Origin of the sequence: Holdemanella hominis, from assembly GCF_014306155.1 — a bacterium.
Classification (GTDB): Bacteria; Bacillota_I; Bacilli_A; order Erysipelotrichales; family Erysipelotrichaceae; genus Holdemanella; species Holdemanella hominis.
In genome coordinates this window covers 1-16,591 of the sequence record NZ_JACRWH010000048.1, presented here as the reverse complement: position 1 = coordinate 16,591, position 16,591 = coordinate 1, and the positions used below count along the sequence as shown (strand labels likewise).

14 protein-coding genes are annotated in these 16,591 nt (G+C 35.4%); 2 read left to right on the top strand and 12 right to left on the bottom strand.

Translation table 11 applies throughout. The features are described 5' to 3' along the window. Positions 1 to 861: transposase (locus tag H8911_RS09665; RefSeq protein WP_186999502.1), on the top strand; the 861-nt coding region annotated here is incomplete at its 5' end. 168 nt (positions 862 to 1,029) lie between these two features. Here H8911_RS09665 and H8911_RS09660 read toward each other — a convergent pair. The 12 genes from H8911_RS09660 to H8911_RS09605 form a co-directional block, all read right to left on the bottom strand. Next, positions 1,030 to 3,444, bottom strand: coding sequence for a glycogen/starch/alpha-glucan phosphorylase (locus H8911_RS09660; RefSeq protein WP_186999501.1), 2,415 nt, complete (start codon positions 3,442 to 3,444; stop codon positions 1,030 to 1,032). A 60-nt stretch (positions 3,445 to 3,504) separates the two neighbouring features. Beyond that, positions 3,505 to 4,023 (bottom strand): winged helix-turn-helix domain-containing protein, encoded by a 519-nt coding sequence (locus H8911_RS09655; RefSeq protein WP_117570896.1) that lies wholly within the window; start codon positions 4,021 to 4,023, stop codon positions 3,505 to 3,507. A 156-nt stretch (positions 4,024 to 4,179) separates the two neighbouring features. Further along, positions 4,180 to 4,974: a Type 1 glutamine amidotransferase-like domain-containing protein gene (locus H8911_RS09650; protein ID WP_186999500.1), complete on the bottom strand. Its 795-nt coding sequence runs from the start codon at positions 4,972 to 4,974 to the stop codon at positions 4,180 to 4,182. 33 nt (positions 4,975 to 5,007) lie between these two features. Beyond that, a complete protein-coding gene (locus H8911_RS09645; protein WP_186999499.1) occupies positions 5,008 to 5,646 on the bottom strand; it encodes a hypothetical protein in 639 nt (212 codons plus the stop codon). Positions 5,647 to 5,720: 74 nt separating this feature from the next. Beyond that, complete coding sequence (gene gatB, locus H8911_RS09640; protein WP_117923675.1) at positions 5,721 to 7,142, bottom strand: Asp-tRNA(Asn)/Glu-tRNA(Gln) amidotransferase subunit GatB; 1,422 nt, start codon at positions 7,140 to 7,142, stop codon at positions 5,721 to 5,723. Positions 7,143 to 7,144: 2 nt separating this feature from the next. Then, entirely contained in the window at positions 7,145 to 8,518 is a 1,374-nt protein-coding gene (locus tag H8911_RS09635; protein ID WP_186999498.1) for an amidase family protein, read from the bottom strand. A gap of 1 nt (position 8,519) precedes the next feature. After that, on the bottom strand, positions 8,520 to 8,813 hold the full coding sequence (gene gatC / locus H8911_RS09630) for an Asp-tRNA(Asn)/Glu-tRNA(Gln) amidotransferase subunit GatC (RefSeq protein WP_117923679.1): 294 nt from the start codon (positions 8,811 to 8,813) through the stop codon (positions 8,520 to 8,522). Positions 8,814 to 8,822: 9 nt separating this feature from the next. Beyond that, positions 8,823 to 9,893, bottom strand: a complete 1,071-nt coding sequence (locus tag H8911_RS09625; protein WP_186999497.1) for a CamS family sex pheromone protein — start codon at positions 9,891 to 9,893, stop codon at positions 8,823 to 8,825. Continuing rightward, positions 9,880 to 11,874, bottom strand: a complete 1,995-nt coding sequence (gene ligA / locus H8911_RS09620; protein ID WP_186999503.1) for an NAD-dependent DNA ligase LigA — start codon at positions 11,872 to 11,874, stop codon at positions 9,880 to 9,882. The genes H8911_RS09625 and ligA overlap by 14 nt, the downstream gene beginning before the upstream one ends. Positions 11,875 to 11,883: 9 nt before the next feature. Beyond that, positions 11,884 to 14,061 carry an ATP-dependent helicase gene (locus tag H8911_RS09615; RefSeq protein WP_186999496.1) on the bottom strand — a complete coding sequence of 726 codons (2,178 nt, stop codon included), beginning with the start codon at positions 14,059 to 14,061 and terminating at the stop codon, positions 11,884 to 11,886. A gap of 99 nt (positions 14,062 to 14,160) precedes the next feature. Then, entirely contained in the window at positions 14,161 to 14,307 is a 147-nt protein-coding gene (locus H8911_RS09610; RefSeq protein WP_186999495.1) for a hypothetical protein, read from the bottom strand. A 5-nt stretch (positions 14,308 to 14,312) separates the two neighbouring features. Next, positions 14,313 to 15,494 (bottom strand): hypothetical protein, encoded by a 1,182-nt coding sequence (locus tag H8911_RS09605; RefSeq protein WP_222621008.1) that lies wholly within the window; start codon positions 15,492 to 15,494, stop codon positions 14,313 to 14,315. 86 nt (positions 15,495 to 15,580) lie between these two features. Between H8911_RS09605 and H8911_RS09600 the strand changes: the two genes are divergently transcribed. Continuing rightward, the gene (locus tag H8911_RS09600) at positions 15,581 to 16,453 is read left to right on the top strand and encodes a class I SAM-dependent methyltransferase (RefSeq protein ID WP_186999493.1); all 873 of its coding nucleotides are present in this window, start codon (positions 15,581 to 15,583) and stop codon (positions 16,451 to 16,453) included. Positions 16,454 to 16,591: the final 138 nt, after the last annotated feature.

Sequence of the window (16,591 nt, the reverse complement as noted above, 5' to 3'; positions counted from 1 at the left end):
TACGATCTATTGGAATGTACTTATGATGATATTGTTCTTCAAGGAAATGCCGTAATGAATGAAAATGGTGCATTCAATGAAATAGTGGATAGATATGATGGTCCTAAAGCTATTTTCATCGCAGACAGAGGCTATGAATCTATCAATTCTTTTGTGAAAGTAGGTATGAAGAATCATAAGTATTTGATCAGGGTAAAGGATATTCATTCTAGAACAAGCATACTACGTAGTTTTGGTCCTTTTCCAGATGCAGAATTTGATATGCATGTCCGTCGTACCTTGACCACAAAACAAACGAATGAAATAAAAGCTCATCCTGAAATATATAAGTTTGTCCCTAAGAATCAGAGATTTGATTTTTTTGACGGAAGCCCATATTTTGATTTTGAATGTCGTGTTGTACGTTTTAAAATAAGTGATGATACCTACGAAAGTATTATTACAAATTTAGATGAATCCGAATTCAATATACAAGATATCAAAGAACTGTACCACCTTCGTTGGGAGATTGAAACGAGTTATCGTGAATTGAAATATCACCTGGATTTAAATACGTTGCATTCAAAGAAAAGAATGTTTATAGAGCAGGAAATCTATGCAAAGCTGGTTCTATATAATTTCTGCAGCAGAGTAAGTAACAATATAAAAATTAAAGAAAAAGACAGAAAATACGAGTATCAATTAAATTATGTACGTGCCTTTCATATAATACGTAACTATCTAAAAGAAAAAGGTGGAAAGAATCCACCTGATATTGAATCACTGATAGCTAAAGAAATACTGCCAATCCGTCCTAATCGCCAGAATGAACGGAAAGTAAAAGCCAAATCACCGGTATCTTTTAACTATCGATATGATTAACAACTAATATTATATATTTTTTAAAATGTAGTAGCAATACTACAATTTTCGTCGTGCCTTCAAATAAAAATACCATCCAGACAATAGTATCCGGATGGTTCGTCATCTCTTAACTTAATGACATTGAGATCATATCCCCTTTATCGGTAAATATGATCTGTTTTTTAATTAGTCTTCAAATGACAATGGTTTTAAATCCCAAATTTCTTTAGCATATTCGCTAATTGTACGATCACTAGAGAAATATCCTGATTTAGCAATGTTTACTAACATCGTCTTAGCCCAGCGACTCTTGTCCATGTAACGAGCTTGTACTTTTTCTTGAGCATATACATATGCATCAAAGTCAGCTAATACGAAGAATTCATCGTTACGCATCATTAAGTCGTTGTTGATCAACTTAAATTCGTTTGGATCATTTGACCATGTACAATTCTTAAGTGAATCAATTACCATACGAATATTGTAGCTTGAATTGTATAGGTTCCATGCGTTGTATGAGTTTTCATGACGAAGTTCATTGATGTCTTCTACATGTAAACCAAAGATTTCTGCATTTTCGTATCCAACACGCTCAACGATTTCTACGTTAGCTCCATCAAGTGTACCTAGAGTGATTGCACCATTCATCATGTACTTCATGTTTCCTGTACCACTTGCTTCTTTACCAGCAGTAGAAATCTGTTCAGAAACATCTGCCGCATTCAATAAGATTTCAGCAATGGATACAGAGTAGTTAGGAATGAAGACAACCTTCATGTATTTAGAAATTTCTGGGTCATTATTAACAACATTGGCAACCATGTTAATCAATTTAATAATTTCCTTCGCTAAATCATAACTTGCTGCTGCTTTTGCAGAATAGAAGAATGTACGAGGGTAAATTCTAAATGAAGGATCCTGTTTCATTCTTAAGTATAAATACATAACGTGGAAGATATTTAATAATTGACGTTTGTATGCGTGAAGACGTTTAGCTTGGCAGTCAAAGATTGAATTAACATCAATATCAATACCTAATTTTTCTTTTACATAAGCAGCCAAAATCTTTTTACGCTCTAGTTTCACATCCATGAATTTAGATTGTAAAGCCTCATCTTCAACGTGTGCCATTAAATCTTCTAATTTTTCTGGATTTGTCTTGAACTCATCTCCAATTGTTTCTTCTAACAACTGAGTCAATTGAGGGTTTGAGAACAATAACCATCTACGGTGAGTAATACCATTTGTCTTATTTTTGAATTTATCTGGATAAATTGTCACAAAATCTTTGAATACATCGTTTACTAAGATTTCAGAGTGAAGTTTCGCAACACCATTTACACTGTGAGAACCAACAACAGCCAAGTTAGCCATGTGAACTTGTCCTTCTTTTAAGATTGAAACATTGTTGAAGATTCCACATAATCCTCTGTGATCTACGTCATATTTGAAACGACGGTTGATTTCTTCAATGATCATATATAGACGTGGCAACAATGAACGAACCATGTCTTGAGGCCATTTTTCAAGTGCTTCTGCCATAACTGTGTGATTTGTATACGCAACAGTCTTTGTCACGATATTCCAAGCATCATCCCAGTCATAGAAGTAATCATCTAGTAATACACGCATTAATTCAGGAATAACTAATACAGGGTGTGTATCATTTAACTGAATCGCAACTTTATCACCTAGATTATCTAAGCTTGGGTATACACGTAAGTGTGAACGAATAATTTGATCAATTCCAGCACATACAAAGAAATATTCTTGTGTTAAACGCAAACGTTTTCCTTCGATTGTCGAATCATCAGGATATACATTTGCTGTAATAGCTGTTACTTGATTCAAATATTCATTTAATCCACCTGAGTTTACAGAATCTTCATCAACTTCTGCATCCCATAAGCGAAGTGTATTTGTGGTTGTTGTATGATATCCAACGATTGGTTCGTCATAAGGTACAGCACGTACGACAAATTCCGGATGATGTTGAGCATGGAATTTTCCATATCCATCCATGTATCCATCTACGTAACCACCAAATTTAACTTTTACAGCATGTTGAGGTTTCCATACTTCCCAAACATTACCATTCTTTAACCAGCAGTCTGGCAATTCAACCTGTTGGTTGTTTTCAATTTTTTGTTTGAACAAACCATAACGGTAACGAATACAGTTACCATGTCCTGGCAAATCAAGAGAAGCTAATGAATCCATGAAACATGCGGCAAGTCTTCCTAAACCACCATTACCCAATCCTGCATCACTTTCAATGTTTTCCATGTCATTGATGTCCATACCTAAATCTTTTAAACCATCTTTAACAACATCATAGATGTTTAGGTTCATTAGGTTGCTAGTCATTAAACGACCCATCAAGAATTCCATAGAAAAATAATAAAGCTGCTTTGATTCTGTTTTCTTGATCGCATTTTTAGTTTCTCTCCAATGCTCTCCAGCAAAATCACGAATCATTTTGCCCAGGATAATATATCTCTCTTCAGGATATGTTTCTTCAAAATCACGTCCATAGGCATCAGAAACAGCTTCTTTAAAGCTTTCCTTAAAACTATCTTTAGACTCAAATAGATGTGGCATAATCTAAATCTCCTTCCAACGCCTTTACATTATACCTTTATTTCAAGCCATTTTTCAACTTTACCCCACTTTAAAAACATCGAAATCCCAAAAATAGCCAACAGTTTTATGGGTTTTGATGTATTCATCACCCAAAAGGCGACGAATTGAAGCGATATGAACCGTTAAAGTGTTATCCAATATTTCGTGATGATACGCCTGTTCCAAGTAAAAAACCAACGCCGATCTAGATACAGTTTTGTGAGGGACGTCCATCAGTGTTGAAATAATTGTAAAACTTGCCTTAGGAATAAAGATTTTTTCTTTACCCTTTTGGATAATATTAGAATCCATATCAATCAATAGATTCCCCGTTCTATATAACCCCTTTTTCTTTCGAACATTTTCAATGGACATTGAAATCAAACCGTTGCTGTAATTTCTCACTTCATCATTCACTTTTAAATTTTGGCATAACATAGCTGGTGTTTTGTAGTAAACCTGCCCGTTCTCTTCAATGCGATCCACAGGATATCCATTATCGACTAACTCTTCGAGCAGTTCTAAATCGACCTCTGTAATCAACTTACAAAACTTCATATGTATACTTATCTCCTTTAGCTAACCATTTCACATTTGGCTCATACCAATAGTATCCCATATCTATGTGAATTTAACATTAAATGCTAACTCTTTGTTAATTTATGCAAATTTTCAATTAATTTGTGCAAATATATAGTACCTTTTAATGATTTTTTACTCAAATTTCTCTATTTTACCGAAACATTTAATGCTTGAATCAATGATCATTCCACCCTTTTCATAGATGCCATACACAGGAATTTGTTTCTCTGATTTTACCTTTTCAATACTTTGCAGCTGCACTTTACTACTTCTAAAATGAGGTTCAATCGCAAAACCAGATAAACAACCTAAACCTGTCTGATACAAAAATCCTGGATAATCCTCATCCGGACTTATGTGATAAGAGTCAAGCTGAATCATGGCTCCTGCACTATATCCAATCATAATTCCCTTATAATTTTTAATTAACTTCTTTAATTTCTTTTCTTTAATTCGCTTCATCATTAAATCAGGAGCTCCACCTGTCAACATCAAAATGGAACTATTTAAAATCTTTTCCTTCATTTCATCCATCGAATCTTTAAAGTAATTGACCCATACTATTTGTTCCTTACCGATTCCATACTTGTAGAATACATCTTGATTAGAGCGATACCATATCCCTTGTCCAGGCGCATACTGTTTATTCCAATCAGACTCATTTTTAGTATCATTAAAAAAGCTAAATGGAAGGATACAAACACGGTCATTTTTAGATATATATGATTTTAAATTCATATATATCCACTTTTCATCGATCATACTCGTATTCAATAAGACATGAATAGGATGAATACAATTTTCAAGTTCTTTTACTCCAACAAAAGAATAGGGTTTCCTATTTTCAAACTCTTCAAAACACTTCATATCACTCGTTGCCTCATGCATGGTGAATACTTTATTATTCTCATCAATATATAATTTCATTTTTTGGCTCCTTTCAAGAAAAAAGATGGACGCTTATTGTCCATCATCTTCGTTTTGCGCATTTGCGATATTTTGTTGAATCTGTTCACTTGCTGCTTTTAATTGATTTGAAAGCTCAGGATCTTTAGCCGTTGTCATATTATCTGTAACAGGACCATCACTAGCTCCGGTCTTCGACAATTTTAAATATGTCCAGCCATCTGCCGTATGTGTATCATCAATCAAATAATTATAAGAATCAATTTCTAGATCATACATCTTTGAACTATCTTTATTTGTAAAATATGTATCAATTGGCAATTGTTCATTCACAATATTATATGCACTATCAAGTGCTGCACTCGCCACATCATCCGTTGCACTATCTACTAGATCAATATGTACACGTAGTGTTGCACTTAATAAATTCACACTTACCTTTTCTACATTATCAATGTTTCCTAGAGCACTCTCAAGAGATGAGATATTGTCTTTTGTAATGGCAGGATCTAAATCCGTTTTTGAAAAACGACTACCTTCCACAGGTCGATTTTGTCCACCTAAACTTGTCAACAAAACATATCCTACAATCACAACAGGAATCATAATTATAATAACAGTAAACCATACAAGCTTGTGTCCTTGACCTGTAGGTTTATTGGATGTATGTCTTCTACGCTTCATCTTGGCCATTAAAAAACCTCCTAACAACGTATTTATTATAACACAGTACCTGAAAACATTAAAAGTCTGAATGAATCAGACTTCTATCTTTTCTTTAATTCTTCTTGAATCAACTCATTTGTACGCTTAGGATTTGCCTGACCACGACTCGCCTTCATGACCTGGCCTACTAAGAATCCAACAGCACGATCTTTACCATTTTTGAAGTCTTCAATCGATTGAGGGTTGGCATCTAAAACACTGTTAACGATAGCTAAAATAGCACCATCATCACTTACTTGTTTCATACCCTTTTCTTCGATAACCTTCTTAGGATCTTTTCCTTGCATAACCTCTTCAAATACAACTTTACCTTGTTTTCCACTGATTTCTCCAGCCTCGATCACATTGATCAAGCTAGCTAAGTTTTCACTTGAACAAGGTACTTTCGCAAAACTTAAGTTATTTTTGTTTAAGTAAGCTGAAACATCTCCAATGATCCAGTTACATGCTTTTTTCGCAAATTTTGTTGATTTTAATACTTCTTCAAAGAAATCAGCCATTTCACGATCAGAAACCAATACACCTGCATCATATTCACTCAATTCATAATCCTTCATGAAACGAGCTAAACGAGCATCAGGAAGCTCTTCTAGATTATCCTGAATCGATTTAACCCAGTCAAGATCTAATTGAATTGGGAAAATATTTGGCTCTGGAAAATATTTATAGTCAACATTTCCTTCTTTTTTACGCATTAGAATTGTAGTCTTTTGTGCTTCATCATAACGACGAGTCGCCTGTTCTACTTTTTCACCAGCATCCAATAATGCAGATTGACGTTCTATTTCTGCTTGAACCGCTTTTTGAACATTCGCAATGGAGTTCAAGTTTTTGATTTCTGTCTTTGTTCCCAAAGTATCTTTATCTTTACTCAAAGAAATATTTACATCACAACGCATACTTCCTTCTTCCATCTTAACATCACTGACATTTAGATATAAAAGATTTTTACGAAGTGTTTCCACATAAGCTGCTGCTTCTTTAGCACTATGCATATCTGGTTTTGATACGATTTCAATCAATGGTGTTCCAGCACGGTTAAAGTCAATATATGTACCTGTATCTTTATGGAACTGTTTTGCGGTATCCTCTTCCATATGAATACGTTCGATGCGAATTTGTTTCTTTTCTCCATCTACATCAATTTCTACATATCCATTTGTTCCAATAGGATGGAACTGTTGCGTAATCTGGAATCCTTTTGGTAAATCTGAATAGTAATAGTTTTTACGATCAAAACGAACCAATGTTTCAAGTTCACAATGCATAGCTGTACATGCCTTGATAGCTAAGGCTACAGCCTCTTTATTTACACATGGTAAGCATCCAGGATGTCCTAAATCCACAACACTTGTACATGTATTTGCGATTTCTCCAAAGCGCACAGGAGCACCAGAGAACATTTTTGTATTTGTCTTTAATTCACAGTGAATTTCAATACCAATCGTCACAAAATAATTCATTACTATCCCTCCAAACATTGTCCTTTTAAACCTGTGCATTCTTCAATCGCACTGGATACATCAAACATTTTTTGTTCTTCAAAAGGCTTGCAAGTTAAATTCACAGCCACAGGCATAGAATCTACTTTTCCTAGTGGAAGTGTAATACTTGGATAACCAGAGAAATTTTGCAACTGCATGTGTTCTTCGGCAAAACTAGATACGCCAAAACGAACATTTGTACTTTCATTAATCAATGGTGCAATCGTTGGTGCTGCAACACTTAATACAGCATCACATTCTTCAAACATCTTCGCGTAAGCTTGAACGATCAAGCGACGAATCTTTTGGGCTTTTCTAAATAAACGATCTTGATTTTCTTCAAACAAAGAATATGAACCAATCACGAAACGGGCCCGAACATAGCTTGAGAAACCTTTTGTACGAGTATTTGTCATGACTTCTTCTAAATCTTGACCTTCTTCACGCATTCCAAAACGAATACCATCCAGATTTGAATGGTTAGCTGTTGCTTCTGCATTCGCAATTGTCTTATAGACAGGAGCAATCAATTCCATATATTCTTTTGGCATTTCCACTTCAACAATCTTAGCTCCTTTTTCCTCTAATTTAGAAACTAAAGCGTTAAATTGAGCCTTTAATTCTTCATTTTCCACTTCATCGATTACAGTTTTAAATACACCAATTGTTTTGTTTGTTAGATCACCATTCAATAATTTTGAATATTCTTTAACCTCTTCATAACTTGAAGTCATATCATGATCATCACGACCGGCAAGTACTTCTAGAGCTAATGCAGCATCTTTTACGTTTGTTGTAAAATATCCAACATGATCTAATGAACTTGCATAAGGAATGATGCCATAGCGTGAAATACGTCCATATGTTGGTTTAACACCAACAACACCACAATATGCAGCAGGTTTTCGAACGCTATCCCCTGTATCTGTACCAATAGCCAAAGGTACACATCCTGCAGCAACTAAAGCAGCACATCCACCGCTTGACCCACCTGGAATGCGGTCTAGATCATAAGGATTGTGTACAGCACCTGTGTAGGCATTCTTGTTGGTTCCACCCATACCAAGTTCATCCATACTTGCCTTACATACAAAGTCAGCTCCTGCCTCTCTTAATTTTTTTACGATTGTCGCATCATAAACAGGAACATAGTTATCTAAAATACGACTACTTGCAGTTGTACGAATACCACAAGTAGAGATGTTATCTTTCAATGCGACTGGAACACCTGAAAGTTTTCCTTCCTTTGTGTTATCAGCTTCATCCACCATAGTTACTACAGCATTTAATTTTGGTTGAACCGCATTAATTTTTTCAATAGCCACGTTTTTATTTACACAATTTGAAATTTCCATCTTACTTCACCACCTTTGGAACATGAACATGTCCCATACGCGCATCTTTTACATTCTTCAACGCTTCTTCTTGCGTTAATACATCACTTACAACGTCTTCTCTTAAGAATGTTGTAGGTGCTTCAAAAGGATAGACCATAGGTTCTACGCCTTCTGTGTCCACTTTTTCAAAAAGGGATACTTGTTCTTCGACGGCAACGAAATCTTTTTTCAATTCTTCGATTTCTTCATCACTCAAATCAAACTTCAAATCGTTTGCCAATTTGTGAAAATATTCTGTACTGAACTTTTCCATATTCTCCTCCTATATCTTACTGATCACATTACATTCACTTGAACCAGATGCTCTCTCTATCAATGCATACACTGTATCATCATTTAGAATGGTAATCAAATAGTCACATTTTTTTGAACTAAATGTATCCATCTGATCTTTTACATCCTCAATCACGGCCAAGATTTCTCCGGCCGTCTTTCCGTGTGCTGTAATTGTCAAATTTAATTTCTTTAATTTTTTAGATTCAAACTTAGCCTCACCCGTAATATACGTGTTATCTGGAAGAACTCTTGAAATCTCTTCTTTGAATGATGTAAACTCCGTTGCTGCTGATGAATCCAATTCTGTAAAGCGTGAACTTGGAACCAGTGTCCATTCTTGACTTAAAGAAGTAAAACTTCCTTGTCCCCCCTTATAATATCCTTCATAGATATAGCCACCTTTACCAGCAGTATTTGAATCATCCAAGCGATAAGCCGCTATAAAGATTGGAATATTCTTATTGATTTCATTAAAACGCTCATGCATATAGGAAGCTAATTTAGAAAAAGTAACCTCCAAATAGTTTTGCATCTTTTCATCCGTAATTTCTACACTTGATCCATCGGATGCGCTTAATTCTCCATTTACAACAAGGCCTAATGAAATTCCTTTTAGATTATCGTTTGTGTACCAATCTAATTCATACAAATCAACTAAAATTGTCGCATTTGTCACAATTCCATTTCCCGTATCAAATTCTTCGTCAGCGCTTGGGTTTAGACCATTTGGATTTCCATCACGAACCGTTCCTAATAATCCTCTAGAACCGTCTGTCGCATCCAATTCATCATAATCTAAGAATTGATGTGTCTTATAGCCAACTGTAGTTGGTGAAAAATACTTTTTCGATAGATCCATCAATCCACTTTCCATTTCTACACGCAAATCCGTATCTTGAATCAAACCAACATGTTTACTTCTAGTATCACTGGATTCATAAGGTAAAATAGCTTGATACGAATCTTCATCCAATGCGTTTGCCTGATTTTTATTTCCGGTAGAACAAGCGCATAAACTCAATGCCAATAAACCAATCAATAATTTACTCTTTCGCATTTTCTACCTCCTGCACAAACTCTTCTTCACTCATTGTCATAACGCCTAGACTTTGTGCTTTTGTAAGTTTTGATCCAGCTGCCGTACCATAAATAACATAATCTGTCTTTTTAGATACAGAACCCGACACATTGGCACCTAAGGATTCTAAAATGGCCTTTGCCTCATTACGCGTATAATGTTCTAGAGTTCCTGTTAATACACATGTTTTATTTGTGAAACGACTTTGTACAACTTTTTTCTTTTCTTGTGTAAAATTACATCCAGCTTGTTTTAACACTTCAATTAAATGAACATTCTTTTCCTCCTTAAAGAAAGCTACAACACTTTGGGCTGTAATTAACCCAATATCATGAATCGTAACTAAATCATCCATACTTGCATGCATTAAAGTAGCGATGTCACCAAATTGTTCAGCTAAAATCATTGCGGCTTTTTTACCAACCTGACGAATTCCAAGTCCATATAAGATGACACCCAATGGTTGTTTTTTACTATTTTCAATCGATTCAAGAAGCTTATCCACCGACTTGGTTTGATAGCCTGGTTTTTCGATCAATTCATCATAGTAACGATCTAAAAAATAAATATCTTCAATCGAATTTAAATAACCCCATTCGTGCAATTGCTCAATTTTCTTATCACCCAAAGTATCAATATTCATCGCATCTCTTGAAGCAAAATGAATCATACTTTCGACAACACGAGCAGGACAATCTTGGTTGATACAATAATGTGCCGCTTCATCAGGTAGTCGTACTAAATGGGAACCACAGATTGGACATGTTGTCGGGAAATGATATGGCACTTGTGTTCCATCTCTTCTTTTTGGAACACTTGTTACCACTTCCGGAATAATTTCTCCAGCCTTTCGAACAACAACAATATCACCAATACGAAGATCTTTATTGGCAATCATATCTTCATTATGTAACTGAGCCGCACTCACCGTGGTTCCGGCAACACGAACTGGTTCTAACACAGCGTTAGGCGTAATTTTTCCGGTACGTCCTACTGTAATCACTATATCTTTTAATCGCGTTAAAACTTCTTGGGCTGGAAATTTATAGGCAGTCGCATAACGCGGTACTTTCGCGGTGCTTCCCAGTCTTCTTTGAGCGGCTAAATTATTTAATTTAATGACCATACCATCGATTTCATAAGGTAGATTCTCACGTTTTTCTTGAATTTCCTGGATAAATTCCCAAATTTCATCGACGGTCGTGCAAACTTTACGCAATGGATTTGTTCTAAAATGCATCTTAGACATGGCTTCCAAAGCTTCTTCTTGTGTTTGTACCGCAAAATCAGACGCATTCTGGAAGTAATACCAATAGGCATCTAATTTACGACTTGCACACACACTGGAATCCAATTGGCGAATGCTTCCTGCAGCTGCATTTCTTGGATTCGCAAAAGGGGCTAACCCTTTTTCTTCTTGTCTTTTATTTAATAGTTCAAAGCTTGCCTTAGGCATATACACTTCACCACGAACCTCAACATGTCGCGTTTCAGGAATGTGCATAGGAATGGAAAGGATGGTTTTAACATTGTTTGAAACATCTTCTCCAACTATTCCATCACCCCTGGTCACAGCTCGAGTAAAGTTACCATCATCATATAATAATGCCATCGCAAGTCCGTCGTATTTGCATTCTACGACAAATTCTGGATTCGAAATACTTTCTGAGATTCTTTGAACAAATTCTTCAATTTCTTCTTTATTAAAGACATTTCCCAAAGAAAGCATCTGCGTATCATGTGTCACTTTTTCAAAGCCATCAAGTACAGAGCCAATGATTCTTTGACTAGGACTATTCGCATCATACATTTCTGGATGCTTTTCTTCTAGTACCATTAATTCCTGCATTAAACGATCGTATTCTTGATCGGTCACGCTTGGATTATCATATACATAATATTCGATAGAATACTTTTCTAATTCTTTACGTAATTCTAAAACTCTTGCCTTTTCATCCATCATACTCACCTAGGCTTTCTTTAAAGAAGGATGTGCTGCATTTAATTTTTTCACACCAATTGTGTGACCAAAGGCAATGGTTGCGACATCTCCACGAATTTCAAGTACAACACCCTGACCATAAATCGCATGTTCAACGGCATCCCCTTTACGTAAACGTACTTTCTTTTTATTCGCACCCAGCTTAGATGGTCTTCCTGTTAAGGATTGAGACACAACAACCTTTGGTTGTTTTGGTGCTTCTTCTTTTTCTTCTTGTTCAATATATTCCATTGGGATTTCAGCTCTAAAACGACTTGGTGTTTTAAACGCATCCTGCATATAACTAAAGCCTGTATTCCATGAAATATATAGTGTTTTTTTAGCACGTGTCATCGCAACATATAGAAGTCTTCTTTCTTCTTCTAATGCCTTCATACCACCTTCATCACATGCTCTAGAGCTTGGGAATACACCATCGTTAAAGTTAACTAAGAATACTGTGTCAAATTCTAGCCCTTTTGCGGCATGCACCGTCATTAAGCTTACTGTATTTTCACTTGTTTCCTGTGTTTTATCCGTAAACAAGGCAATATCTTGTAAATAAGATTCTAAAGTCATTTCTGGATCTTCAATCATACTTTGGGCAATGTCTTCTTTTAATTCCTTTAAGTTATCAATACGGTCCTGACCACTTTCTCGATCTTCTTTCAACATCGAAATATAGCCTGTTGTATCTAATACATAATCCAAGAAATCTTCTAACGCATAATGCTCCCTATTTTCACGTAGATCTTCAATTAAATCTACAAACATTTCACATTTCTTCGTAACCGCCGTACTTAATCCAATTGGATCTTTCATGACATCATATAGATTCATGTGTCTTTGAGCGGCTTGTTTTTGAAGATTTTCAATTGTACGTGCACCAATCCCACGGCGTGGTACATTGATCACACGTAGTACAGCTAAATCTAATGCCATTTGGTCTGGATCTTCTTCGTTACGGTTTGTACATAATCTTAAATAGCATAGGGCATCTTTGATTTCTTGTCTTTCATAGAAACGAACACCCCCATAGATTACGTATGGAATGCCGACCGATTTAAAGATACGTTCAAAAGCACGTGAAGAATAGTTCGAACGATAAAGAATCGCCATATCTTTGTATTCTAAACCTTTTTTGTGTTTTTCATTTATTTGACGAGCAACAAAGATTGGTTCTTCACTATCTTCTTTGCCTTCAAACATTGTGATTTTTTCATCACCAGGAAGTTTTGTGTATAAATCTTTATCAATACGTTCCTTATTGTATTTAATAACTGCATTGGAAGCATCTAGAATTGGCTGTGTTGAACGATAGTTCTCATTCAAAATTACAGTTTTACATGGTTCAAAGTCTTTATTAAACTTTAAAATAATGTCAACACTGGCTCCACGCCAAGTATAAATAGTTTGGTCTGGATCTCCTACAACACATAAGTGTGTATTTTTACCTGTTAATAGCTTGATGATTCCATACTGGATAGGGTCAACGTCCTGGAACTCGTCTACGTGGATATAATCTAAACGGTTTTGCCACTTCTCACGAACAGAAGATACGCTATTTAATAAGCGGTGTCCCTCTAGCAACAAATCATCGAAGTCCATAGCCTTCATTTCATTACGACGTTTTTCATAACCGGCATAAATTTTAGCTAAAGTAATACTGACATCATCCATTGCCATATTACCTGCCATTTGTGGATCAATATAGTTTGTCTTATAAGCACTAATAGCACCGAGTGCACGGTTATAAGAAATGGTTGTTTTATCCACTTCTAATGTTTTATAAATTGGTTTTAAAATGGCCTTTTGATCTTCTGGATCCATAATTGCGAATGTTTTTGGATACCCAATCAAATCCGCATCTTCTCTAAGCATTCTTACACACAAAGAGTGAATGGTTGAAATACGGACTACGCTTGCCATACTGCCTAGTTGTGCTGTTAGTCGCGTTTTCATTTCATTTGCCGCTTTATTCGTAAATGTGATAGCCAAGATACGATTTGGTAAAATACCACAATCTTGGACCAAATAAACAATACGTGCCATTAAGACACGCGTTTTCCCACTACCAGCCCCCGCAATAATACGAACATGTTCGTTAATTGTCGTTGCTGCCGTTCTTTGATTTTCATTTAATGTATCTAATATTGAGTTACTCATAATTTTTAATCACCGTATCAATTTTACCATAAACCCAAAAAAAGTGCTCAGAAATATGAGCACTCAAAACCTCAGAAAACGAATACCTTCGTATTTACTTTATTTATTGGTAAAACTCTTCACAATAGCTTTGACAATTTCTATCTTCTTATGTTTTGGCGTTAAAACAGCAGGCATGAATCTATAATTCATCAACATCGTATCAACAAATGAATAGCCATGTACTTTTGTTGTCTTTTCTAACACTTTATCTAGTCTTGTTGCGTTTTCGTAAAACCAGATTCCTTAATACATTGTTCTAAGAAAGCTAAATCCTTTTCCTTGGCACATACATCGTGGAAATATAAGAATTTTTCTTTATAACGAAGCACAGCTTCTAATACATAGATACCATCTTCTTGCCATGAATCCATCCAAATTGTCTTCTTATCATATTGAACCGGATCTTGTTCCATAATATGATCTAAGTTTGTGACAATACCCGGTTGTTTACTGGCCTGAATCAACCAATCCCATTGTGCTTCATCTGTATATGGTGACATTAAACACAACGCTTGATTTACTGGATCATAGCTTCTTTCTGCGGCACCACTGGCAACAACTCTTGCATCTTCAAATAAGTGATACACTTCTTTAATGCGATATTGAATGGCTTCCTGCTCCATATTTTTGGCATCAGACAATTTATTATCTCTACCCAATTGTTCACACAAATCTGCATATACATCTAAAGGCAAATCAATTGTATGATCTTTTTCATAAGCAGCCTCGATATATTCACAAATATCATTGGCATGCTTAATAGTATTTTCATTCATTAAAGTGTATTTACCAACACCTTCTTTGGCAAGTAAAGTCAATGCACAATTCTTATAGAATTTGGCATCTCTTTCCCAATCGTTCCAAACATAGAAAGAATCCATTAAGTCGCGAGTATTCATATGTTTAAATTCTTTTAAATCCAAATCTCCCTGACTTGTTAAGATACGATCTTCCTTTTGAAGCGGCAAGAAGTAAGTTTCTTCATACATATAATTCTGTTGACGCATCACTTCATTTTCTAAAAGAACACCACGAATATAATCCATTTCATCCTCATACATAGAACTTAATCGATCAAAATCTTCATCCTTATCAAATTCCATATCATCCATTAGTTCATATTCTCCAGGAACTTCTTCCTGAATATCTTTAAATATATCTACCACAAATGCATGAAATCCTGGGCCTGCATGACGGGTATTGGCACGTAAAACCATATCACCATCTTCTTCTGTCACAACAATCTTTCCTTGTGGACAAACCAAGATATCAACATGATCATAACGATCTTCAATTTGCACTTCTTCTCGTCTTGCGATAAGGCCTAAAACTTCATACAATTCATTCATTTCTTTTTCATTTCGATCTTTACAAATCATTTGAACAAACATGTTAAAACCTCCTTCTAGAGTCACACTCTATTATATCATAGTTGACAAATGTATGGTATAATCAAGAAGTTAAAGGAGAACTAAGTATGAATCAAATTGCTAAAGAATGGCAAGACTATGAAGTTATTGATACTGGAAATAAAGAAAAATTAGAAAGATGGAATCAAACGATTCTTAGAAGACCAGATCCTGTGGCAATCTGGCCAATTGAAGATGAGCGTGCATGGAATAAAGCCGATGCTATATATCACCGTTCTAAATCGGGTGGTGGTCATTGGGAAATGAAAAAGCCCGTTAAAGAATTCTGGACTATTGGATATAAAGGTTTACGCTTTAAAATCAGTCCAACCGGATTTAAACACACGGGACTATTCCCAGAACAAGCTAGCAACTGGGATTTTATGGCCAATAAGATTAAAGAATCAAAACGCGATGATTTAAGAATCTTAAACCTATTTGCCTATACAGGCGGGGCTACCATGGCCTGTTCAAAAGCTGGAGCGAAAGAAGTTGTGCATGTTGATGCTTCAAAAGGTATGATTCAATGGGCAAAAGAAAACATGCAACTTTCGAATTTACAAGATCATACAATTCGCTTTATTGTGGATGATTGTATTAAATTTGTTAAAAGAGAACAAAGAAGAGGAAGAAAATATGATGGTATCGTCATGGATCCACCTAGTTATGGTAGAGGTCCTAATGGTGAACTTTGGAAATTGGAAGAAGAATTATTCCCATTGATTCAAGAATGTATGAAAATTTTAAGTGATGATGCCCTATTCTTTATTGTGAACTGTTATACAACTGGATTTAGTTGTTCAACACTCAATGAAGCTTTATCAAGATCCATTCAGAAAGAAAAAGGCGGACACATTGAATGTGGTGAAAACCTACTTCCTGTAACGACAAATGATAGTGTATTACCATGCGGAATCTTTGGAAGATGGACAAATGACTAGTCCATCTTTTTTTGTTTAGAAGACACATTTAATAAATTAGGATATAAAGCTAAAATCAACACTCATACAACGTCTTATATAAATTGACTTCTGGACATATATCTTTATTTCGAATGCCACTTAAGATGTTGTTAATCT